This is a genomic window from Streptococcus cameli, assembly GCF_053207365.1.
In genome coordinates, this window is record NZ_JBRUIM010000001.1 from 285,315 (window position 1) to 305,910 (window position 20,596).

At 42.0% G+C, this 20,596-nt stretch carries 20 protein-coding genes; 16 read left to right on the plus strand and 4 right to left on the minus strand.

Going from position 1 to position 20,596, the window contains the following annotated elements; genetic code table 11:
• Positions 1-116: 116 nt before the first annotated feature.
• The gene (locus ACVR1I_RS01470; protein WP_447442271.1) at positions 117-791 is read right to left on the minus strand and encodes a trimeric intracellular cation channel family protein; all 675 of its coding nucleotides are present in this window, start codon (positions 789-791) and stop codon (positions 117-119) included.
• 232 nt (positions 792-1,023) lie between these two features.
• On the opposite strand from ACVR1I_RS01470, the gene ACVR1I_RS01475 reads away from it, so the two are divergent.
• From ACVR1I_RS01475 to lpdA, 4 genes are all read left to right on the plus strand, one after another.
• Positions 1,024-1,992, plus strand: a complete 969-nt coding sequence (locus ACVR1I_RS01475) for a thiamine pyrophosphate-dependent dehydrogenase E1 component subunit alpha (RefSeq protein WP_447442272.1) — start codon at positions 1,024-1,026, stop codon at positions 1,990-1,992.
• Between the two features lie 42 nt (positions 1,993-2,034).
• Positions 2,035-3,030: an alpha-ketoacid dehydrogenase subunit beta gene (locus ACVR1I_RS01480; protein ID WP_447442273.1), complete on the plus strand. Its 996-nt coding sequence runs from the start codon at positions 2,035-2,037 to the stop codon at positions 3,028-3,030.
• Positions 3,031-3,141: 111 nt separating this feature from the next.
• Positions 3,142-4,536, plus strand: a complete 1,395-nt coding sequence (locus tag ACVR1I_RS01485; RefSeq protein WP_447442274.1) for a dihydrolipoamide acetyltransferase — start codon at positions 3,142-3,144, stop codon at positions 4,534-4,536.
• 125 nt (positions 4,537-4,661) lie between these two features.
• Complete coding sequence (lpdA, locus tag ACVR1I_RS01490; RefSeq protein ID WP_447442275.1) at positions 4,662-6,428, plus strand: dihydrolipoyl dehydrogenase; 1,767 nt, start codon at positions 4,662-4,664, stop codon at positions 6,426-6,428.
• Positions 6,429-6,555: 127 nt separating this feature from the next.
• Here lpdA and ACVR1I_RS01495 read toward each other — a convergent pair whose 3' ends face one another.
• The 3 genes from ACVR1I_RS01495 to ACVR1I_RS01505 are packed head-to-tail and all read right to left on the minus strand — an operon-like array spanning position 6,556 to position 8,163.
• Positions 6,556-7,167 (minus strand): DUF2812 domain-containing protein, encoded by a 612-nt coding sequence (locus tag ACVR1I_RS01495; RefSeq protein ID WP_447442276.1) that lies wholly within the window; start codon positions 7,165-7,167, stop codon positions 6,556-6,558.
• Positions 7,168-7,176: 9 nt separating this feature from the next.
• Positions 7,177-7,488: a PadR family transcriptional regulator gene (locus ACVR1I_RS01500; RefSeq protein ID WP_447442277.1), complete on the minus strand. Its 312-nt coding sequence runs from the start codon at positions 7,486-7,488 to the stop codon at positions 7,177-7,179.
• Between the two features lie 21 nt (positions 7,489-7,509).
• The gene (locus ACVR1I_RS01505; protein ID WP_447442278.1) at positions 7,510-8,163 is read right to left on the minus strand and encodes a CPBP family intramembrane glutamic endopeptidase; all 654 of its coding nucleotides are present in this window, start codon (positions 8,161-8,163) and stop codon (positions 7,510-7,512) included.
• A 237-nt stretch (positions 8,164-8,400) separates the two neighbouring features.
• Between ACVR1I_RS01505 and ACVR1I_RS01510 the strand changes: the two genes are divergently transcribed.
• The 12 genes from ACVR1I_RS01510 to ACVR1I_RS01565 all read left to right on the plus strand — a co-directional run bounded on the left by ACVR1I_RS01510 (position 8,401) and on the right by ACVR1I_RS01565 (position 20,366).
• Complete coding sequence (locus tag ACVR1I_RS01510) at positions 8,401-9,117, plus strand: YebC/PmpR family DNA-binding transcriptional regulator (RefSeq protein ID WP_447442279.1); 717 nt, start codon at positions 8,401-8,403, stop codon at positions 9,115-9,117.
• 143 nt (positions 9,118-9,260) lie between these two features.
• Positions 9,261-10,835, plus strand: coding sequence for an ABC transporter substrate-binding protein (locus ACVR1I_RS01515; RefSeq protein WP_447442280.1), 1,575 nt, complete (start codon positions 9,261-9,263; stop codon positions 10,833-10,835).
• A gap of 46 nt (positions 10,836-10,881) precedes the next feature.
• Entirely contained in the window at positions 10,882-11,841 is a 960-nt protein-coding gene (locus ACVR1I_RS01520; RefSeq protein WP_447442281.1) for an ABC transporter permease, read from the plus strand.
• The gene (locus tag ACVR1I_RS01525) at positions 11,841-12,677 is read left to right on the plus strand and encodes an ABC transporter permease (RefSeq protein ID WP_447442282.1); all 837 of its coding nucleotides are present in this window, start codon (positions 11,841-11,843) and stop codon (positions 12,675-12,677) included. Before ACVR1I_RS01520 ends, ACVR1I_RS01525 begins: the two co-directional genes overlap by 1 nt.
• Positions 12,677-13,537: an ABC transporter ATP-binding protein gene (locus tag ACVR1I_RS01530; protein WP_447442283.1), complete on the plus strand. Its 861-nt coding sequence runs from the start codon at positions 12,677-12,679 to the stop codon at positions 13,535-13,537. Before ACVR1I_RS01525 ends, ACVR1I_RS01530 begins: the two co-directional genes overlap by 1 nt.
• The gene (locus tag ACVR1I_RS01535; RefSeq protein ID WP_447442284.1) at positions 13,530-14,408 is read left to right on the plus strand and encodes an ATP-binding cassette domain-containing protein; all 879 of its coding nucleotides are present in this window, start codon (positions 13,530-13,532) and stop codon (positions 14,406-14,408) included. Before ACVR1I_RS01530 ends, ACVR1I_RS01535 begins: the two co-directional genes overlap by 8 nt.
• A gap of 103 nt (positions 14,409-14,511) precedes the next feature.
• The gene (locus tag ACVR1I_RS01540) at positions 14,512-15,198 is read left to right on the plus strand and encodes a gamma-glutamyl-gamma-aminobutyrate hydrolase family protein (RefSeq protein ID WP_447442285.1); all 687 of its coding nucleotides are present in this window, start codon (positions 14,512-14,514) and stop codon (positions 15,196-15,198) included.
• A 191-nt stretch (positions 15,199-15,389) separates the two neighbouring features.
• Positions 15,390-16,268 carry a MetQ/NlpA family ABC transporter substrate-binding protein gene (locus ACVR1I_RS01545; RefSeq protein WP_447442286.1) on the plus strand — a complete coding sequence of 293 codons (879 nt, stop codon included), beginning with the start codon at positions 15,390-15,392 and terminating at the stop codon, positions 16,266-16,268.
• Between the two features lie 82 nt (positions 16,269-16,350).
• Positions 16,351-17,712, plus strand: a complete 1,362-nt coding sequence (locus ACVR1I_RS01550; RefSeq protein WP_447442287.1) for a M20/M25/M40 family metallo-hydrolase — start codon at positions 16,351-16,353, stop codon at positions 17,710-17,712.
• Positions 17,705-18,769, plus strand: coding sequence for a methionine ABC transporter ATP-binding protein (locus tag ACVR1I_RS01555; protein WP_447442288.1), 1,065 nt, complete (start codon positions 17,705-17,707; stop codon positions 18,767-18,769). The genes ACVR1I_RS01550 and ACVR1I_RS01555 overlap by 8 nt, the downstream gene beginning before the upstream one ends.
• Positions 18,770-19,462: a methionine ABC transporter permease gene (locus ACVR1I_RS01560; protein WP_447442289.1), complete on the plus strand. Its 693-nt coding sequence runs from the start codon at positions 18,770-18,772 to the stop codon at positions 19,460-19,462.
• A 70-nt stretch (positions 19,463-19,532) separates the two neighbouring features.
• The gene (locus ACVR1I_RS01565) at positions 19,533-20,366 is read left to right on the plus strand and encodes an aldo/keto reductase (RefSeq protein WP_447442290.1); all 834 of its coding nucleotides are present in this window, start codon (positions 19,533-19,535) and stop codon (positions 20,364-20,366) included.
• The last annotated feature ends 230 nt before the right edge of the window (positions 20,367-20,596 follow it).

Consider the following 20,596-nt stretch of genomic DNA (forward strand, 5'->3'; position numbering starts at 1 on the left):
AAATTTTTACGGTGCTATTCTATCACAGGGAATTAGATATTGCGAGAATTTTGACTTGTTGTTTATTCACATAGCATGAACAAAAAACACCTATTGAAAATAGGTGAAGACAACGACTAGTGAGGGTTATTCAATGATTTGGACTTACGTTCCATATTTGGCAGCTGAATCTTGTATTTAATAACTGCTAAGCGTATCAATAAGAAAATGGTAAAGAGAATCAGGTAAACTGGGATACGCTGCATGTGAAAATCCAACACGAGGATATGGTAGCTGATGCCAGCAACGAAGGCTAGTACAGCATAAACATCTTCTTTCAACACGATAGGTGTTTCATTGACCAGCAAATCTCGGATAATTCCGCCTCCGACACCTGTTAACGTTGCCAGTATACCAGATGTTAGAAAATTTAGCTCTAATCGCACACCTGCACTAGCTCCAATAAGAGAAAAAATCGCTAACCCAATGGCATCAAATACAAGGTTTGTAGTGGTCAAAAATTGAATCATCTGCTTTTCTCTAGGTGTTTCATTTTTCTTGGTAATGACAACGACATACATGACAAGTGCCACGACAATAGACAAATAGATAGACGTGGGATCAGTTAAGGCGACCGGAATCCGATTGATTAAGCAATCTCGAAGAATCCCTCCGCCTACGGCTGTAATCATTCCTAAGAGAGTGATACCAAAAATGTCTAGATTTTTTTTAAAGCCTTTAACAACACCAGAAACAGCAAAAGCGATGGTGCCAATATAGTTACAAATTAATAAAAAGAAATCAATGTCCATAGCATCCTCCAGCGTCTATGTTAGCATAAAAGTAAGCGGTTGACAATGTTTTTTGAAAACATTGTGAAAAACAACACTTTCTTTCTAGATTATAAAAAGAATTGTTAGAAAAATCTGTGACATAACAGGGTTTTTTAGATGGTATTTCATAGTAGAAATCGGTTAAATTATTTGCTATTTGTGAATTTTTGGTCTATCATAAGTAGTGAATTAGAATAATTTTGGAGGAACTATGGTATCTATCTCTAAAGAACAACATTTGGATATGTTCTTAAAAATGCAACAAATTCGTGATGTGGATATGAAATTGAACAAATTGGTCCGTCGTGGCTTCGTTCAAGGTATGACACACTTCTCAGTTGGTGAAGAAGCAGCAGCAGTTGGTCCGATTGCTAGCTTGACTGATCAAGATATTATCTTTTCACACCACCGTGGACATGGTCATGTTATCGCAAAGGGTATCGACATCAACGGTATGATGGCTGAATTGGCAGGTCGTGCAACAGGTACGTCAAAAGGACGCGGTGGTTCCATGCACTTGGCCAACGTTGAAAAAGGAAACTTCGGTTCAAATGGTATCGTTGGTGGTGGATATGCCCTCGCGGTTGGTGCAGCCCTTACCCAACAGTACCTTGGAACAGATAACATTGTTATTGCTTTTTCAGGAGATTCTGCGACCAATGAAGGTTCTTTCCATGAGTCAATGAACTTGGCAGCGGTTTGGAATTTACCAGTCATTTTCTTTATCACAAACAACCGTTATGGTATTTCAACAGACATCAACTACTCAACTAAAATCCCACACCTTTACATGCGTGCAGATGCATACGGTATGCCAGGTCATTATGTTGAAGACGGAAATGATATCATCGCTGTCTATGAAAAAATGCAAGAAGTGATTGAATATGTTCGTGCTGGTAATGGTCCTGCTCTAGTCGAAGTGGAGTCATACCGTTGGTTTGGTCACTCAACCGCTGATGCTGGTGTATACCGTACCAAAGAAGAAGTAGACACTTGGAAAGCAAAAGATCCAGTAAAACGCTACCGTAAGTACTTGATTGAAAATAAGATTGCGACTGAAGAAGAATTGAGCGAAATCGAAGCACAAGTGGCACAACAAGTGGAAGACGCTGTGAAATTTGCAGAAGAAAGTCCATTCCCAGATGTGTCTGTTGCATTCGAAGACGTATTTGTAGATTAAGCAAAAAATCAATCAGTATTTTATTTAGAGGAGAAAGAATACATGTCAGAAATGAAAGTAATGGCCTTGCGTGAGGCAATTAACCTGGCTCAAAGTGAAGAAATGCGCAAGGACGAAAAAGTCTTCTTGATGGGAGAAGACGTTGGTATCTACGGAGGAGACTTTGGTACCTCTGTTGGTATGTTGGAAGAGTTTGGACCAAAACGCGTTCGCGACACGCCTATTTCAGAGGCTGCGATTGCCGGTTCAGCAGTAGGTGCTGCCCAAACTGGTCTTCGCCCAATCGTTGACTTGACCTTCATGGACTTCATTACCATTGCCTTGGATGCAATTGTCAACCAAGCAGCAAAAACCAACTACATGTTTGGTGGCGGCTTGAAAACACCTGTAACGTTCCGAGTTGCATCAGGTTCAGGTATTGGTTCAGCAGCCCAACACTCGCAATCTCTTGAAGCATGGTTGACTCATATTCCAGGGATCAAAGTGGTTGCACCTGGTACTGCTAACGATGCTAAAGGTCTTTTGAAATCTTCTATCTTGGACAACAATCCTGTTATCTTCTTGGAGCCAAAAGCTCTTTATGGTAAAAAAGAGGAAGTAAACCAAGATCCAGACTTCTATATCCCACTTGGCAAAGGTGAAATCAAACGTGAGGGAACAGATGTGACCATTATCTCTTACGGACGTATGTTGGAGCGTGTCTTGAAAGCTGCTGAAGAAGTAGCTGCAGAAGGAATTAGCGTTGAAGTCGTTGACCCACGTACCCTTATTCCATTGGATAAAGAATTGATTATTGAATCAGTTAAGAAGACTGGTAAGGTTATCCTTGTCAATGACGCTTATAAGACAGGTGGCTTTATCGGTGAGATTGCTTCAGTCATCACAGAAAGTGAAGCCTTTGACTACTTGGATGCGCCTGTTGTTCGTATTGCATCAGATGACGTTCCAGTACCGTATGCCAACAACTTGGAAAATGCAGTCTTGCCAAACGTTGAAAAAATCAAGGCAGCCATTTACAAGCAAGTCAACAAAGGATAAGAATCAATTCCTAGTTTATGTTCTGTCTAAAAGAGCTGGTTTATCTGCAATTGGATAACCAGCTTTGACATTGAATAGCAATAACTAAGAATCAGAAGAAAGGAAGATAAGATGGCAGTAGAAATTATCATGCCTAAGCTCGGTGTAGACATGCAAGAAGGCGAAATCATCGAGTGGAAAAAACAAGAAGGCGACTTTGTCAATGAAGGTGACGTCATCTTGGAAATGATGTCTGATAAAACCAGCATGGAATTGGAAGCAGAAGAATCTGGTGTTCTCTTGAAAATCGTCCATGGAAATGGTGCAACAGTGCCGGTTACAGAAGTCATTGCCTACTTAGGAAGCGAAGGGGAGACAATTGATGAGACAGTCGTTGCTACTTCATCTCCAGGAACTGGTGATGCTCCAGTAGTCGCAACAGAAGCACCTAAAGAGGCAGTTCCAGCAACTCCTGCTCCAGTAGCAGCAGCTCCTCAAGGTGGTGAAAAAGTTCGGGCAACCCCTGCAGCTCGTAAGGCGGCGCGCGAATTAAACATCGACTTGGGAACTGTTCCAGGGACTGGTGCAAATGGTCGTGTACATAAATCAGATGTAGAAGAATTTAAAGGTGCGCAACCAAAAGCAACTCCATTGGCTCGTCGTATGGCAGAAGACAAGGGAATTGATCTTGCAAGTATTATTGGTACCGGTGTCGGTGGCAAGATTGTTAAAGAAGATATCCTAGCTATTCTTGAAGCGCAAGCTCCAACACAAGCAGCTCCAAAAGCTGCTGCAGCAGAAAAACCTGCTAAAGAATTACCAGAAGGCGTTGAAATCATCAAGATGAGCCCAATGCGTAAGGCAATCTCAAAAGGTATGGTCAACTCTTACTTGACAGCGCCAACCTTTACCTTGAATTACGACATCGATATGACCAATTTGATGGCGCTTCGTAAACAAGTTCTTGAGCCAATCATGAACAAAACAGGTCTGAAAGTAACCTTTACGGATTTGATCGGACTTGCTGTAACGCGTACCTTGATGAAAGAAGAGCACCGTTATATGAATGCTTCTCTTATCAACGATGCCCAAGAAATTGAATTGCACAAATTTGTGAATTTAGGGATTGCGGTTGGTTTGGATGAAGGACTAGTTGTACCAGTTGTTCATGGCGCAGATAAGATGAGTTTATCAGACTTTGTTGTGGCATCAAAAGATGTTATCAAAAAAGCTCAATCTGGTAAATTAAAAGGTGCAGAGATGTCCGGTTCGACCTTCTCTATCACCAACTTGGGTATGTTTGGTACAAAAACTTTCAACCCAATCATCAACCAACCAAACTCTGCTATCTTAGGTGTTGCATCAACTGTTCAAACACCAGTAGTCATCGACGGTGAAATCAAAATTCGTCCAATTATGGCCCTTTGCTTGACCATCGACCACCGTATTATTGATGGTATGAATGGTGCGAAATTCATGGTTGACTTGAAGCACTTGTTGGAAAATCCATTAGAGTTGTTGATTTGATGTTGTAACGAATGACCTGTCTGTGTGCTTTAGAGGTTACCTGACAGAAACGACTACTTGTCTTATCAGACGAGTAAGGAAGAAAATGAATTTATTTTGTATCTTATTCGAAAGGAAATAAAAAAATGGCTGTTGAAATTATTATGCCGAAACTCGGCGTTGACATGCAAGAAGGCGAAATCATCGAGTGGAAAAAACAAGAAGGTGATGTTGTCAATGAAGGTGATGTGATCTTAGAGATGATGTCTGACAAAACCAGCATGGAATTAGAAGCGGAAGATTCAGGTGTCTTGATCAAAATCGTTCGTGGAAACGGTGAAACAGTTCCTGTAACAGAAGTTATTGGTTACATCGGTGCTGAAGGCGAAGTGGTTGAAGAAGGTGCTGCTGCAGCTCCTGCAGCTGCTGTTGCTCAAGCGGAAGCAGACTTGAAAGCTGCTGGTCTTGAAGTTCCTGCTGCCCCTGCTGCTGCAGCTCCAGCTGCACCAAAAGCAGAATTGGCTGCTGATGAGTATGACATGATTGTTGTTGGTGGTGGACCTGCTGGTTACTACGCAGCCATTCGTGGTGCGCAACTTGGTGGTAAGATTGCCATCGTTGAAAAATCTGAATTTGGTGGTACCTGCTTGAACGTCGGCTGTATCCCAACCAAGACTTACCTTAAAAACGCTGAAATCCTTGATGGTTTGAAGATTGCCGCTGGTCGTGGTATCAACTTGGCTTCAACAAACTACACTATCGATATGGACAAAACAGTTGACTTCAAGAACTCAGTTGTTAAGACCCTTACAGGTGGTGTTCAAGGTCTCTTGAAAGCGAACAAAGTAACCATCTTTAACGGACTTGGTCAAGTTAACCCTGACAAGACTGTTACAATTGGTTCAGAAACGATCAAAGGACGTTCGATCGTTCTTGCAACGGGTTCTAAAGTATCTCGTATCAATATCCCAGGTATCGATTCTAAATTTGTCTTGACATCAGATGATATCCTTGACCTTCGTGAAATGCCGAAATCACTCGCTGTCATGGGTGGTGGTGTAGTCGGTGTCGAGCTTGGACTTGTATGGGCATCCTACGGTGTAGAAGTAACTGTTATCGAGATGGCAGACCGCATCATTCCAGGTATGGACCGTGAAATTTCTGTTGAGCTTCAAAAAGTCCTTTCTAAGAAAGGTATGAAGTTCTTGACATCTGTTGGTGTATCTGAAATCGTTGAAGGCAGCAACAACTTGACCATCAAACTCAACAATGGTGAAGAAGTGGTTGCAGATCGTGCCCTCTTGTCTATCGGACGTGTACCACAATTGGCTGGCCTTGAGAACTTGAACCTTGAAATGGACCGTGGTCGTATCAAGGTCAATGCTTACCAAGAAACATCTATCCCAGGTATCTATGCACCAGGTGATGTTAACGGTACGAAAATGCTTGCTCACGCAGCTTATCGCATGGGTGAAGTGGCGGCTGAAAATGCCATTAAAGGCAACCACCATAAAGCGAAACTGGACTTCACACCAGCTGCAGTTTACACTCATCCTGAAATTGCCATGGTTGGTTTGACAGAAGAACAAGCGATTGAGAAATATGGTAAAGACAATATCTTAATCGGACGCAACAGCTTTACAGGTAACGGTCGTGCCATTGCCTCAAGTGAAGCACATGGATTTGTTAAGGTCATTGCTGATAAGAAATACCATGAAATCCTTGGTGTTCACATCATTGGTCCAATCGCTGCGGATATGATCAATGAAGCAGCAACCATCATGGAGTCTGAATTGACAGTTGATGATGTTGCGGCATCAATCCATGGACACCCAACCTTCTCAGAGGTTATGTACGAAGCCTTCTTGGACGTACTTGGTGTTGCAATCCACAACCCACCAAAACGCAAATAACCGTTGATTTCAAATCTAATGAAAATAGCTATCAAAAAGCGACTAGTTGATAAAACTGGTCGCTTTTTTCGTGGTGTTTGGACAAAGAAAAAGACACCGCAATATGTAGTCGGGTGTCTAATAGAGTTTATTTTTTAGGTTTTGCGCGATAGGCGATGTAGAGATAGAAAAGAGCTCCGGCAAACATGATGAGAATGATGAGTCCGCTTCGGAAGAAGGCGAAGGGTAATTCAAACAAGAAAGCAGACCAGAAAGCACCACCCTCCTTTTGCCATAAATCGGGTGTTAAAAATAAGGTTTTGGGGTTCCAAATGCTGTACGTTTGGTTATTGGCTACTTGAAGATGCAAAAACGTGTAGCAAAGAAATACAAAGGCATATGTTAAAGCATTTTGCTGGTAGCGTTTGTAAAAAGCATTTTGGGATTCCTGGTCTGAAAACAGGGTATCTTCTGAGGCGTGTTGGAGTTTCTTGAAATACTGTATGCCACTGGTTTGGTGCCCAGAAATCAACTCCCAACCACTATCTAGGTATAAGGCTAAATAATCTTGGTAGGCTTCTTTGGAAAAGTTGCTACGGTAATCGATGCGTATAGGTGAGATAGTCTGAGGAGGACAGGGTGTAAAGTGATAAATCCCTAGATAAAGATTGACATTTTCAAGTTGGTAGCCTGTTTCTTGAATACTGTTGATCCAATTTTCCTCGTCTTTTAGGTGGGAAAAGATTTTCCATTTTTTCATAAGCAACTCCTAAAAATCTAGTTTTTCAGCAATACGGCTGAGTTTACGAATGCGTTGGGTTTCGTGTTGGAGCAATTCCTTGCCAAGGGGACTAATTTGGTAAGTTTTGCGTCTGGCATCTTGACTTGCAACTGGCAGGATCCAACCAGACTTTAAGAGGTTGTCAATTGCGCCATACATGGTACCAGCGGCAATTTTGACATCCCCCTGACTCATTTTTTCGACCTCTTGCATGACAGCGTAGCCATGGCGGGGTTCCAAAAAAGAGAGCAATATGTAGTAACTGGTTTCGGTGAGTGGTAGGGCAGGATTTCGTTTCATTGAAATCTCCTTTTTTTAGAATTAAAGCCAGAAAGAAGCGGCGTTGTGGAGGATATGAATGACCATAACCAATTCTAAGCGTTTGGTCTTATAGTAGACAAGGGATAAAACCGCCCCAATTCCGCCATAAATAAACCAACTAATGAGATTGGTCGGCATGTGCATAGCCCCAAAGATGATGCTACTGATGATAACTCCGATGAAGGGATAGCGTTCAAAAAGGTAGCCGATAATCCCTGCACGGAAGACCCATTCTTCTAAAATCGGTCCGCAAATGGCGACTAGTATAAAGAGAAGTGGAAAGCTAAAGTGTTCAAAGAATTGGTTAAGAACGGCATCGTTAGCAGTACTCTCGATATTGGATTGATGCAAGAGGTAAATGCCTAGATGAGCTAAACTTCTTGTTACAAGGGTTGCAGCGATGACAAAACCAGTAGCTTTTAAGGTCCAATCTTTAAACTGCGGAAGTGGGATATCCGTTTTCTTTGCCAAAAACCAAGTTAACCCAACCGAACCCATAGCAGATAGGACGATGATGAGTTGAACGAGTATGTTGGGTTTAAAGCTACTGCCGCTCATGAGACTTGGTGTAGCAAACATTCCTAAAAGGAATCCCCAAATTTGTGAGACAAGAAAAATTCCGATAACATTAAGACTTTTGATAAATGTTTTCATAAAACAACTCCTTTGTATATCGCTTAACTGTATAGTTTGATTATATATCGTCTAACTGTATAAGTCAAGTAAAATTAGAAAAGCTAGTGAAAAAATTGTGATTTCCTATTTTACTAACCTTCTCCAACATGTTATAATAAGAGAGTTACAAGGAAGTAGCTCTGCTATTTTCCAATGAAAAAATACAAAGTTGGTCAAGTGAAAAAAGAAGCTTGATCCTAGAATGAGGTGAATCCCATGGGACGTAAATGGGCGAATATTGTTGCGAAAAAGACCGCTAAAGATGGTGCAAACTCGAAAGTGTATGCGAAATTTGGTGTAGAGATTTATGTAGCTGCGAAAAAAGGTGACCCAGATCCAGAAACCAACTCCTCATTGAAGTTTGTTATTGATCGTGCCAAACAAGCACAGGTTCCAAAACACATCATTGATAAGGCGATTGATAAGGCTAAGGGAAACACAGATGAAACCTTTGTGGAAGGTCGTTATGAAGGTTTTGGCCCAAATGGTTCTATGATTATTGTAGATACCTTGACATCTAATGTGAATCGGACGGCTGCTAATGTTCGTGCGGCTTTTGGTAAAAATGGCGGCAATATGGGGGCTAGTGGTTCTGTTTCCTACTTGTTTGACAACAAGGGAGTGGTCGTCTTTGCAGGAGACAATGCAGACAGCATTTTTGAACTCTTGTTAGAAGCAGATGTTGATGTAGAAGACGTAGAAGCAGAAGAAGGAACTATTACAGTTTATACGGCACCAACTGATTTGCATAAGGCTATTGTAGCCTTGAAAGAGTCTGGTGTGGTGGAGTTCCAAGTAACAGAGCTGGAAATGATTCCTCAATCAGAAGTCGAACTCTCGGCAGATGACTTGGCAACCTTTGAAAAATTGTATGATGCCTTGGACGACGATGAAGATGTTCAGAAAATCTACACCAATGTAGAAGGATTTTAAAAAAACGAAAACCAGCTTCGGCTGGTCTTTTCTTTTTATGGCGTTTTCATAAAAAATATTTAAGTCAGCTTAAAAAATATATATTGTACAAACTCACTAAATATTGATAAGATAACTACTATCTCATTCCAAAGGAGTTTTGTATGAAAAAGAAAATCTTAGCAGGTTTATTATCAACAGTAGCGGTTGTGACTTTGGCTGCATGTGGCGGTGGAGCATCCAGTACAAAGACGGCCTCTTCCACTACATCAGGTAATCCTGAAACATTTACTTATGCTATTGATGGAGATCCAAGTTCAACTAATCCGATCAACACTAGTGATCGTTGGGGATTGACCTTGACCAACTTTATTTATTCACCATTGATTCGGGTAGAAGCAGATGGGTCTTATGTCAATGAATTGGCTGAGAATTATAAAATTGCAGAAGATGGTTTAAGCATTACAGTTGCTTTGCGCAAAGATGTGAAATGGTCAGATGGAGAAGACTTTACAGCAGATGATGTTCTCTTTACCTATAAGCAAAAAGTCAAGGAAGAAAACGGTGGCTCATCTGGTCTTTATATCAATGAAAAACCAGTGACAGTCGAAAAAGTGGATGATTACACTGTGAAATTTGTCATTCCAGCAGTCAGTGCGGCAGCTTTGGACAATATCGTTACAGAAACTTATATCCTTCCAGAACATGTCTTCAATGATGAAGCAGACTTCTCTGTTTCTCAATTGACCAATACCCATGTGGGAACAGGTCCTTACAAATTTGTAGAGTACAAGCATGGTGAACACATTAAGTTAGAAGCCAATGAACACTATTACAAGGGTGAGCCTGAAATTGACAATTTGGTCTTGAAAATCATTACCAGTGCGGATACGCGTAAGGTTGCACTTCAAACTGGTGAGGTGGATGCATCCTTTGTGCTTCCAACTGATATCAAAGATTTGGATACAAAGGCGATTACAACTTATGCCTATACTGAAAACCGTGTTGGTTACCTTGGTTTGAACACAACAACGCCTGAACTCAAAGATGTTCGTGTTCGTCAAGCCCTTCTCTTTGCCTTGAACAAAGAGGACATGAACCAAGCAGCTTATCTTGATAAGGAGTATTATGATGCGCCAACATCCTTCTTACCAGTTGCCAATCCATTCCGTACGGAAAAAGTAGAATCCTATAAACAGGATCTTGATAAGGCTAAGAAATTATTGGCTGATGCGGGTGTGACTAGTTTGACAGTGAACCTTGGCTACAATTCATCTGATGCGGCTCAAACCTTGCAAGCAACTTTAATCCAAGAGCAATTGTCTAAAATTGGTGTGACAGTTGAATTGGCTGGAGGCGATTCAACTGCCCTCTTTACAGAATTGCGTAAAGAAGGTTCTGTTGCCTATGATTTGTTCCTTGGTGGTTACATCATGGGAAATGATCCAGATCAATATACGCGTCTCTTTAAAACAGGCGGTGGTTCAAACTACTTCAAATTGAATGATGAAGAAATTGATGGTTTATTTGAAGAAGGTGCGGTGGAGTTGGACAAGGACAAACGTGCAACTATCTATGATGACTTGCAAGCAACCTTGGCAGACCAAGCAGCGATCTACCCAATTGTAGATAACAAAAAAATTCTTGCGGTTAACAACCGTATTGAAGGGGTTGAAGAAGCGGGATTGGTTCCAATTTACACATTTGAAGATCCATCACACTTGCGTGTGAAAAAATAAGGAAGGACTGGCTGAGGCCAGTCTATTCCCATTTACAGGAGAGATTATGTTACGCTATATTTTAAAAAGGATGTTGCAGGCCATTCCCTTGTTGCTGTTGATTTCCTTTATTGTATTTTCCTTGATTCATTTGGCACCCTATGATGTGATTGATTCCATGGTGACACCGAACATGGAGCCGGCCCAAATTGAATTGCTTAAGGAACAACATGGACTGAACCAGCCCTTTTTGGTCCAGTATTTTATCTGGTTGAAAAACATCTTAACAGGTGATTTCGGCTATTCCCTTTTGACCCATCACAGTATTGTCGCAGACCTAGCCGTCAAGATTCCTAATACCATATCTTTGGTGCTTCCAGCCTATATAACAGCCCTAATCTTAGCGATTCTGTTAGGTCTTTTGGCTGCCTCGCAACGTGGAAAATTCTTGGATCGATTGATTGATGGGTTTGCATCTCTTGGCATTGCGGTGCCAACATTCTGGTTTGCCATGATTTTGATTTATGTATTTGGCTACCGTTTGAATTGGTTTCCCTTTATCGGGATGCATACGCTTGGAAAAGAGGGGGATGTAGCTGATTTTCTCGCCCATTTCATCCTTCCTTATGTGACCTTGGTCATGGCCTTTATGCCGGATTTAATTCGCTACATTCGAAGTTCGGCCATTGTGGAGGTGGATAAGGATTATGTGACCGTTCAGGAAGCTTTTCGGGCCAATAAAAAAGAAATTTTTGGCAAACACATTGTCCGCAATATCTTGATTCCCATTGTGACCCAAATTGGACTGGCTCTTCCGATGTTGGTGACGGGAGCTTTGATTACGGAAACCATCTATGCATGGCCTGGTGTCGGTCCTTATTTGACCGCAGCAACACGCAGTCTAGACTATCCAGTTATCATGGCTGTTATGCTGTTTTCTGCGACCCTAGTGATTTTAGGGAATTTGCTGTCTGATATTTTGTATACCCTAGTGGATCCGCGTATCACAAAAGGAGGAGAAATGTAATGAAGTTTTTTAAACGGTTCAAAGAAGAACTTTTATCTTCTCCTCTTTATTTATTTTCTGTTCTATTTTTGTTGGGCTTGATGCTCTTATCGCTTTTGGCACCTGTCTTACCGCTTGAACCTAATGAAACCAATATCAGCCAAATGAACCAAGCGCCTAGTCTAGAATACTTATTCGGGACGGACAATGTTGGTCGTGACTATTTTGCCCGAGTTGTTTTTGGTGGGCGGATCTCTCTATTGGTTGGTGTTCTTGCCATGTTTGCTTCGGTCTTAATTGGGACAACAGTAGGTTTGGTTGCTGGATACTGGGGCGGAAAAATAGACAGTCTTTTGATGCGATTGGTTGATATTTTGTCTTCCATTCCCTGGCTGGTCTTGGTCATTGTACTGAGCGTCTTTTTGAAACCAGGTTTGACGACCATTATCGTGGTGATTGGTGGTTTTTCATGGATGCGGATTGCCCGTTTGATTCGAGCGGAGACCCTGTCTGCCAAACAGCAGGACTATGTCCAGTACGCTGCTTTTATTGGGGTTAAGTCGATTACCATTCTTTTACGTCATATTGTGCCAGCGATTTTACCGACCTTGATCGTCGCTGCTTCCAATAGCATTTCATCTGCTATTATGACAGAGTCTGCCCTGAGCTTTCTAGGAATTGGGATCCAGCAACCAATGGCATCTTGGGGGAGCCTCTTGCAAAATGCCCAGTCAACCCTGCAAAGCGCTCCTTATATGGCGATTTTACCAGGTTTATTTATTTTATTGACGATTTATTCATTTAACAATATTGGCGATTTGATTCGCGATGCTCTACAAAAGGAGGTTGGAAACTGATGGATGATAAGATTGTATTAGAAGGTCTGACCATCACCAATCGGAGTAAAAAGGCTGAGCAGGTCTTGGTTAGTGATGTAGATTTGCGGATACCAAGTGGAAAAATTGTTGGGATCGTAGGCGAATCTGGCAGTGGGAAGAGTTTGACGGTTAAGACCATTATGGGGATTGAGCCAAAAAGTGTTCAGTCTAGCTACAAACGCTTGGTATTTGAAGGAAAAGAAGTAGAAAGGGGAGCGGTTTTGCCAATTTCTATGATTTTCCAAGACCCGATGACGTCCTTGAACCCCTTGCGTAAAATTGGCTTTCATTTAGAAGAGATTGTCAATCGTTATACGCCAGGTTTATCTGCTAAGGAACGGGAACAAAAAATGCTGGCTATCCTTGAAAAAGTTGGGATTCCACAGCCTGCAAAACGCTTGAACCAATACCCCTTTGAGTTTTCCGGTGGGATGCGGCAACGGATTTTGATTGCCATGGCTCTGCTTTCTGAGCCTCGGGTTTTAATCGCAGATGAGCCTACAACGGCCTTGGATGTCACCATTCAAGCACAGATATTGGCTCTGATTAAGGAATTGCAGGAAAGTTTTGGATTGACAGTGGTGATTGTGAGCCATGATTTTGGTGTGATTGCCAGTCTCTGTGACCAAGTGAAGGTCATGAAATCAGGAGAAATTGTGGAAGAGGGGACCATTGAGGATATTTTTGACAATCCCTTGCACTCTTACACACAAAAATTATTGCAAGCAGCCCGCTTAGAAGCTGTTGACGATGAGGAGCTTAGTACGGTTTCTGGTCCAACAGCCTTGGTGGCTGTTTCCGAAACCCATTTTGTCAGAAAGGAGCTTGGCCATGCCTAAAGATGTATTGTTGGAAGTCAGAGACGTACAAAAAATATATAGTAAAAAATCACTCTTAGGAAAAGAAAGCCGACAAGTTGCTGTCGATGGGGTTAGCTTGACACTCTATAAAGGGGAAACTTTGGGCTTGGTGGGCGAATCGGGTAGCGGGAAATCGACGTTGTCTAAATTGATTCTGGGTCTGGAGCGACCAACCAGTGGTTCTGTAGCCTATACAGGATTGAGTCCAAAAGAGTTACAGAATCAGGCTCTGCAAATTATTTACCAGGATCCGTATTCGTCTTTAAATCCCTACTTGTCTGCTCTTGATATTGTCAAGGAACCACTTTATGCCTATCCCAAAGATGTTGCAGAAGAAATGGCGCTAGCCGTTTTGAAACGGGTGGGGATTGAAGGAGAAGCCGTCCACAGGCGACCAAAATCATTTAGTGGAGGCCAACGCCAACGGATTGGTATTGCAAGAGCTGTGGTATCGAGGCCGCAATTTGTAGTCTGCGATGAGCCGACTTCAGCCCTGGATGTGTCTATTCAGGCTCAAATCTTGAGCTTGTTGGCAGATTTGCAGGAAGAATTTCAGCTATCCTATCTCTTTATTTCCCATGACTTAACAGTAGTCGAGCATTTTGCACAACGGATTGCGGTCCTTTACAAGGGGAAATTGGTGGAAGTGGCGCCAGCTGAAACCTTGTTTGCCAATCCACAGCATCCTTATACCCAGTATTTGTTGGCGGCGAATCTGCCTCTATCACCTGAAAAAGCCCGCAAACAATTAGCTAAAGTCTCCAGTCAAATCAAAGATTTCACTTTGACAGAAGCTTTTGACTGGGTTGAAGTAGAACCAGGGCATTTTGTTCGACAAAACAAATCTTAACGACCGTCCTTTTAAATTCTTTAATCCCTCTTTTAAAAACTATATTAGACAGACTACCTTCAACGTGTTATCATAATAAAAATTCAAATTGGAGGAGTTGTCTATGTCAAAAGTGATTGTTGGGATTTCAGGAAATATCAAAGAAATGCCTGCCCTTTCAGGACTAGAATACGATGCAGCTCCTCGCAATTTTTCAGATAGCATCAAGGAAGCGGGAGGCTTACCGATTGTCATTCCTGTCGGCCATCCACATATGGCCAAGGATTACATCGCTATGATTGATAAGTTGGTCTTGTCGGGTGGCCAGCATGTGGATCCCAGTTTTTACGGTCAAGAAAAGGAAATTGATAGTGATGATTATTCCTTGGAACGAGATGCCTTTGAATTGGCCTTGGTTAAGGAAGCCCTTAAGCAGAAGAAGCCGATAGTTGCCATTTGTAGAGGCATGCAACTGGTTAATGTTGCCCTAGGCGGTACCTTGGAACAGTCGATTACCAATCACTGGCAAGATGAGGTGACAGGGACGTCGCATTCTTTAAGTGTGAAACCGCGTAGCCGTGTGAGTCAGCTCTTCCAAGAAGGGGTGCAAATTAATTCTCTTCACCACCAATGCATCAAGGATTTGGCACCAGATTTGGTAGCGACAGCTTTTGATCCAAGAGATGGCACAATCGAGGCGATAGAACACCGAGTGTATCCACTTCTTGGTTTGCAATGGCACCCAGAGCTCTTGAGTAAGGAATGTGTTGACAATCGCCGTCTATTTCACTATTTAGTGCATCAATTATAGAAATGGAAAATGTCCATTTCTTTTTTTATCTGATGATGGTATAGTTAAAAACTATAAGTATTACAAAAGAGTCATAAAAAAATTTTAAGAAGGTCTTAAAAAATCTCTACTAGCCAGATAGCCCTACTTATGTTAAGATTAGAACAGTTAACAAACTGGTCATGTAGAGAAGACCAAAAGGAGTTTTTATTATGAAGTTTACAAAATTGATTCGTTTTACTGCAGTAGCAGCCTTGTCTGTTGGTGTATTAGCGGCTTGTGCACCGTCTTCAGGTTCTGATAACGACAATGAAAAAACACTAAAAGTGGGTGTTATGACCTTCACGGATGCTACTGAAGAATTGTGGGATCAAGTTGAAGAAAATCTTGAAAAAGAAGGAATTGAATTAGATTTTGTTGAGTTTACAGATTACTCACAACCAAACAAGGCCCTTGCCAATGGGGAAATTGATGTCAATGCCTTCCAACACTACAACTTCTTGAACAACTGGAACAAGGAAAGCAACGGTGATTTGGTAGCTGCAGGGGACACCTTGATTAGTCCACTTCGTATTTTCTCTGGTTTAGATGGGGAAAAAGTAAAATACACAGATATTTCCCAAATTCCAGATGGTGGTGTGATTTCAGTACCAAACGATGCAACAAATGAAAGCCGTGCCCTTTACTTGCTAGAATCAGCTGGCTTGATTAAGCTGGATGTATCTGGTGAAGAGTTGGCGACCATTGTCAATATTGTTGAAAATCCAAAGAATTTGGACATCAAGGAATTGGATGCGAGCCAAACAGCTTCTACTCGTACATCAGTAGACGCAGCCATCATTAACAACAACTACGCTGTTGATGCTGATGTAGATTACGCAACAGTATTGTTTAAAGAAGAAATTACTCCAGAATCACACCAGTGGGTAAACTTGATTGCAGCTCAAAAAGATTGGGAAAAATCAGATAAAGCTGACTTGATTAAAGCCTTGGTGAAAGCTTACCAAACAGATAATGTAGCACAAGCCCTAAAAGATACTTCAAATGGTATTGATATTGCTGCATGGGAAGGTGCTCCATCAGCAGAATAAACTTGTGGGTCATTACCAAAATAGAACAGGACAAATATTGGCGTGTGAACACACGCCGTATTTGTGTTTATAAGGAGTATAGATGACAAAAGACAAACAAGAGCTATTTCAAACGGATTCGTTTATCCAAGAGAATATTGCCATTTTGCAGAACTTGATTGCCAAAAGAAGTATCTTTGCCCAGCAAACTGGCTTAAAAGAGGCGGCTAGCTACCTTAAGGAAGTCTTTGAAGAAGCTGGGGCAAGTGTCTTGCTTGATGATTCCTATACAGCTCCCTTTCTCTTGGCTCGCTTTGAGAGTTCCAATCCAGTTGCTCGAACCATCATTTTTTATAACCACTATGATGTTCAACCAGCAGACGCTGATCAACCTTGGACCAGTGATCCCTTTACCCTGACTGAGCGGGATGGGTACTTGTATGGACGTGGTGTAGATGATGACAAGGGGCATATTACAGCTCGCTTGACAGCTGTCAAGCGGTATTTAAATCGACACAAGGACTTGCCTGTCAATATCATTTTTATGATGGAAGGGGCAGAAGAATCGGCTTCTGTCGATTTGGAACACTACCTAGAAAAGTACCAATCAGAATTAGCTGGGGCGGATCTCCTCGTATGGGAACAAGGGATTTTCAATGCCCAAGGCCAGATAGAAATTTCGGGTGGTACCAAGGGAATTGTGACCTTTGATGCAGTGGTGGAGAGTGCCAATGTGGACATCCATTCTAAATTTGGTGGGAATATCAATAGCAGTAGTTGGTATCTGATTCAGGCTCTCTCCAGTCTTCGGGACGCCAATGGACGGATTTTAGTGGATGGAATTTATGAGGATGTTCTTGAGCCGACCCAGCGGGAACTCGATTTGGTCAAAGAATTTTCTTTTATTGATCGAGAAAGCTTGATTGATCTGTATGATCTGCAGTTGCCCTTACTGAGTCAAAATCAAGAAAGTTTGCTTAAGACCTTGTTCTTTGAACCATCCTTAAACATTGAAGGACTTTCAACTGGTTACCAAGGTCAGGGGGTCAAGACGATCCTACCTGCTCAGGCCAGTGCCAAATTAGAAGTTCGCCTAGTGCCTGGTATGAAACCCAAGAAAGTCCTGCAACAAATCCAAGACCAATTACGAAAAAATGGATTTGAACAGGTTCGTTTGGTCTATACTTTGGGTGAAGAAGGTTACCGTAGTGATATGACAGACCCTGCAATAGTAAAAGTCATTGAGATTGCGAACGAATTCTCACCAAAAGGAGTTGCAGTCTTACCAACAACAGCAGGGACGGGTCCCATGCACCAAGTGTTTGAAGTTTTAGAAGTTCCGATTGTGGCCTTCGGGATTGGAAACCCCAATAGCCGGGATCATGGGGGAGATGAAAATGTTTCGATTGACCATTACGTCACCCATATAGAAATGATAGAGGAGTTAATTAGAAGTTATGAGTGAAACGATTATTCAATTAGAGAATATTGATATCACCTTTCACCAGAAAAAAAATGTCATTGAGGCAGTGAAAGATGTCTCAGTGGCCATTAACAAAGGGGATATCTATGGAATTGTTGGTTATTCAGGAGCAGGGAAGTCAACCCTGGTTCGGGTGATCAACTTGTTACAGGTGCCGACTGCAGGTAAAATTACCATTGATGGTCTGGTGACCTATGCAAACGGTCAAGTCCAATTGTCAGCTAGTGCATTGCGGCAAAAACGCCAAGAAATAGGAATGATTTTCCAACATTTCAATTTGATGGCCCAGAAAACAGCCCGTCAAAACGTGGCCTTTGCCCTTCGTCATTCAGAATTATCTAAGACTGATCGGGAAGCAAAAGTAGAAGAATTGCTGGAGTTGGTTGGTTTAGCAGACCGGGCAGACAACTATCCTGCTCAGTTATCAGGTGGTCAAAAGCAACGGGTGGCGATAGCGCGTGCTTTGGCCAATGACCCAGAAATTTTGATTTCAGATGAGTCAACTTCCGCGCTTGACCCTAAAACAACCAAGCAAATTTTGGCACTCTTGCAAGATTTGAACCAAAAATTAGGGTTAACAGTTGTGATGATCACCCATGAGATGCAGATTGTCAAAGATATCTGCAATCGTGTAGCAGTCATGCAAAACGGTCGTTTGATTGAAGAAGGCAGTGTCTTGGAGATTTTCTCTCATCCAAAACAAGAATTGACCCGTGAATTCATCACAACAGCAACAGGAATTGATGAAGCCATGGTCAAAATCAACAAGCAAGAGATTGTCGAAGACCTGCCAGCCAATGCCATTTTGGCTCAGTTAAAATATGCCGGTCATACTACAGATGAGCCTATTTTGAATGACATTTACAAACGTTTTGAAGTGACCGCCAATATCCTTTATGGGAATATTGAAATTTTGGACAATACGCCGGTAGGTGAAATGGTGGTTGTCCTATCGGGAAATCCAGCTGATTTAGTAGCGGCTCAAGAAGCTATTGTCCAAGCTGGTGTGCAATTGACTGTATTGAAAAGAGGTGCCTAGATGACAGATTGGATTCAAACCTACTTACCAAATGTCTATAAAATTGGATTATTTGGGGATAAGGGCTGGTTGGCAGCCATTTATACCACGCTTTATATGACAGTATGGGCCTTTATTTTTGGTGGAGCAATTGGTCTGCTAACGGGTCTCTTTCTTGTCTTGACAGCTCCTGGTGGGGTTTTAGAAAACAAATATGTTTTTCATATTTTGGATAAGATGACCTCTGTTTTTAGAGCGATTCCTTTTATTATTTTACTGTTTATTTTACAGCCTCTGACTTACTTAATTGTGAAGACCAGCCTTGGACCAACTGCGGCTATCGTTCCTCTGGCCTTTGCGACATTTGCCTTCTTTACTCGTCAAGTCCAGGTAGTTATGTCCGAAATGGACCGAGGAGTGATTGAGGCAGCTCAAGCTTCAGGTGCGACTACTTTTGATCTAATAAAGGTTTATCTCAGTGAAGGTCTGCCAGATTTGATTCGGGTATCAACCGTTACCTTGATTTCATTAGTGGGTGAAACAGCCATGGCGGGAGCCATCGGTAGTGGCGGGATTGGAAATATTGCCAAATCTTATGGTTTTGATCGATTTAATCATGATGTCACCTGGGTTGCGACAGGGATCATCATCCTTATTATCTTTACCATCCAGTTGATCGGTGACTATTTAACACGAAAAATTAGCCACCGGTAAATACCGATTAAACCAAGCCTTTTTGCTTGGTTTTTGTTATACTATCACTAAAAGAAAAAAGGAGAAGCAGATGAAGACTTATACGATGAATAGCGGATATTCCATTCCAGCAGTTGGTTTTGGGACTTTTGATTCTGATGGCGAGGAACTCTACCAAGCAGTCTTGGTCGCCTTAAAAGCTGGCTATCGTCACATTGATACAGCGGCTTATTATGGCAATGAAGAAAGTATTGGCAGAGCCATTCGGGATTCAGGTATTCCACGAGAAGAACTATTTATTACAACTAAACTTTGGAATGATGCCCATGGGTATGAAGAAGCTAAGGTGGCTTTAGCCGATTCTTTATCAAAATTGCAACTGGACTATATTGACTTGTACCTTATTCATTGGCCAAACCCTGTCAATTTAAGGGATTGCTGGCAAAAAGCCAATGCGGACACTTGGCGTGCCATGGAAGAGATGGTGGAGCAAGGTCTGATTCGTACGATTGGCGTCAGCAATTTCTTGGTACACCATTTGGAAGCCTTGCTGGAAACTGCAACCCTTATTCCTGCTGTCAACCAATTGCGACTAGCTCCTGGTGTCTACCAAGAAGAGATTGTCAATTACTGTAAAGAAAAAGGAATTGTGTTAGAGGCTTGGAGCCCACTGGGACGTGGGGAGTTGTTTAGCCATCCCACTATGTTAGCCTTAGCTGAGAAATACGGAAAGACAGTCGCTCAGATTGCACTAGCTTGGTCATGGGCCAATGGTTTTTTACCACTGCCGAAATCCGTGACAGAAAGCCGTATTATCGAAAACTTGGATTTTCAAGATATCGATTTGATTCCTGAAGATATGGAGACCATTCAAGCCATCAACGGTGTCACAGGTCCCTACGATCCGGACAATACCAATTTCTAATTCTGACTTTCTGGCAGAAAAACTAGACAGAGAACATATATTCTGCTATAATGTTTGTCAAGAAAGAAAGTCTTATCAGTGTTTTTTTAGCGAGCCTGTGATGGTGGAAGTCAGGTAAAAACGGAGACAGGCGGGCGCTTTCAGAATAAACTCAATACAAAATGAAGCAATAAATTAGGGTGGAACCGCGTCTTGTACGCCCCTATGTCACTGGACATAGGAGGAGAAAG

What these genes read in the sequence shown, in the direction of transcription:
- ACVR1I_RS01470 (WP_447442271.1), bottom strand. Translation starts at nt 791, where the DNA reads ATGGACATTGATTTCTTTTTATTAATTTGTAACTATATTGGCACCATC.
- ACVR1I_RS01475 (WP_447442272.1), top strand. Translation starts at nt 1,024, where the DNA reads ATGGTATCTATCTCTAAAGAACAACATTTGGATATGTTCTTAAAAATG.
- ACVR1I_RS01480 (WP_447442273.1), top strand. Translation starts at nt 2,035, where the DNA reads ATGTCAGAAATGAAAGTAATGGCCTTGCGTGAGGCAATTAACCTGGCT.
- ACVR1I_RS01485 (WP_447442274.1), top strand. Translation starts at nt 3,142, where the DNA reads ATGGCAGTAGAAATTATCATGCCTAAGCTCGGTGTAGACATGCAAGAA.
- lpdA (WP_447442275.1), top strand. Translation starts at nt 4,662, where the DNA reads ATGGCTGTTGAAATTATTATGCCGAAACTCGGCGTTGACATGCAAGAA.
- ACVR1I_RS01495 (WP_447442276.1), bottom strand. Translation starts at nt 7,167, where the DNA reads ATGAAAAAATGGAAAATCTTTTCCCACCTAAAAGACGAGGAAAATTGG.
- ACVR1I_RS01500 (WP_447442277.1), bottom strand. Translation starts at nt 7,488, where the DNA reads ATGAAACGAAATCCTGCCCTACCACTCACCGAAACCAGTTACTACATA.
- ACVR1I_RS01505 (WP_447442278.1), bottom strand. Translation starts at nt 8,163, where the DNA reads ATGAAAACATTTATCAAAAGTCTTAATGTTATCGGAATTTTTCTTGTC.
- ACVR1I_RS01510 (WP_447442279.1), top strand. Translation starts at nt 8,401, where the DNA reads ATGGGACGTAAATGGGCGAATATTGTTGCGAAAAAGACCGCTAAAGAT.
- ACVR1I_RS01515 (WP_447442280.1), top strand. Translation starts at nt 9,261, where the DNA reads ATGAAAAAGAAAATCTTAGCAGGTTTATTATCAACAGTAGCGGTTGTG.
- ACVR1I_RS01520 (WP_447442281.1), top strand. Translation starts at nt 10,882, where the DNA reads ATGTTACGCTATATTTTAAAAAGGATGTTGCAGGCCATTCCCTTGTTG.
- ACVR1I_RS01525 (WP_447442282.1), top strand. Translation starts at nt 11,841, where the DNA reads ATGAAGTTTTTTAAACGGTTCAAAGAAGAACTTTTATCTTCTCCTCTT.
- ACVR1I_RS01530 (WP_447442283.1), top strand. Translation starts at nt 12,677, where the DNA reads ATGGATGATAAGATTGTATTAGAAGGTCTGACCATCACCAATCGGAGT.
- ACVR1I_RS01535 (WP_447442284.1), top strand. Translation starts at nt 13,530, where the DNA reads ATGCCTAAAGATGTATTGTTGGAAGTCAGAGACGTACAAAAAATATAT.
- ACVR1I_RS01540 (WP_447442285.1), top strand. Translation starts at nt 14,512, where the DNA reads ATGTCAAAAGTGATTGTTGGGATTTCAGGAAATATCAAAGAAATGCCT.
- ACVR1I_RS01545 (WP_447442286.1), top strand. Translation starts at nt 15,390, where the DNA reads ATGAAGTTTACAAAATTGATTCGTTTTACTGCAGTAGCAGCCTTGTCT.
- ACVR1I_RS01550 (WP_447442287.1), top strand. Translation starts at nt 16,351, where the DNA reads ATGACAAAAGACAAACAAGAGCTATTTCAAACGGATTCGTTTATCCAA.
- ACVR1I_RS01555 (WP_447442288.1), top strand. Translation starts at nt 17,705, where the DNA reads ATGAGTGAAACGATTATTCAATTAGAGAATATTGATATCACCTTTCAC.
- ACVR1I_RS01560 (WP_447442289.1), top strand. Translation starts at nt 18,770, where the DNA reads ATGACAGATTGGATTCAAACCTACTTACCAAATGTCTATAAAATTGGA.
- ACVR1I_RS01565 (WP_447442290.1), top strand. Translation starts at nt 19,533, where the DNA reads ATGAAGACTTATACGATGAATAGCGGATATTCCATTCCAGCAGTTGGT.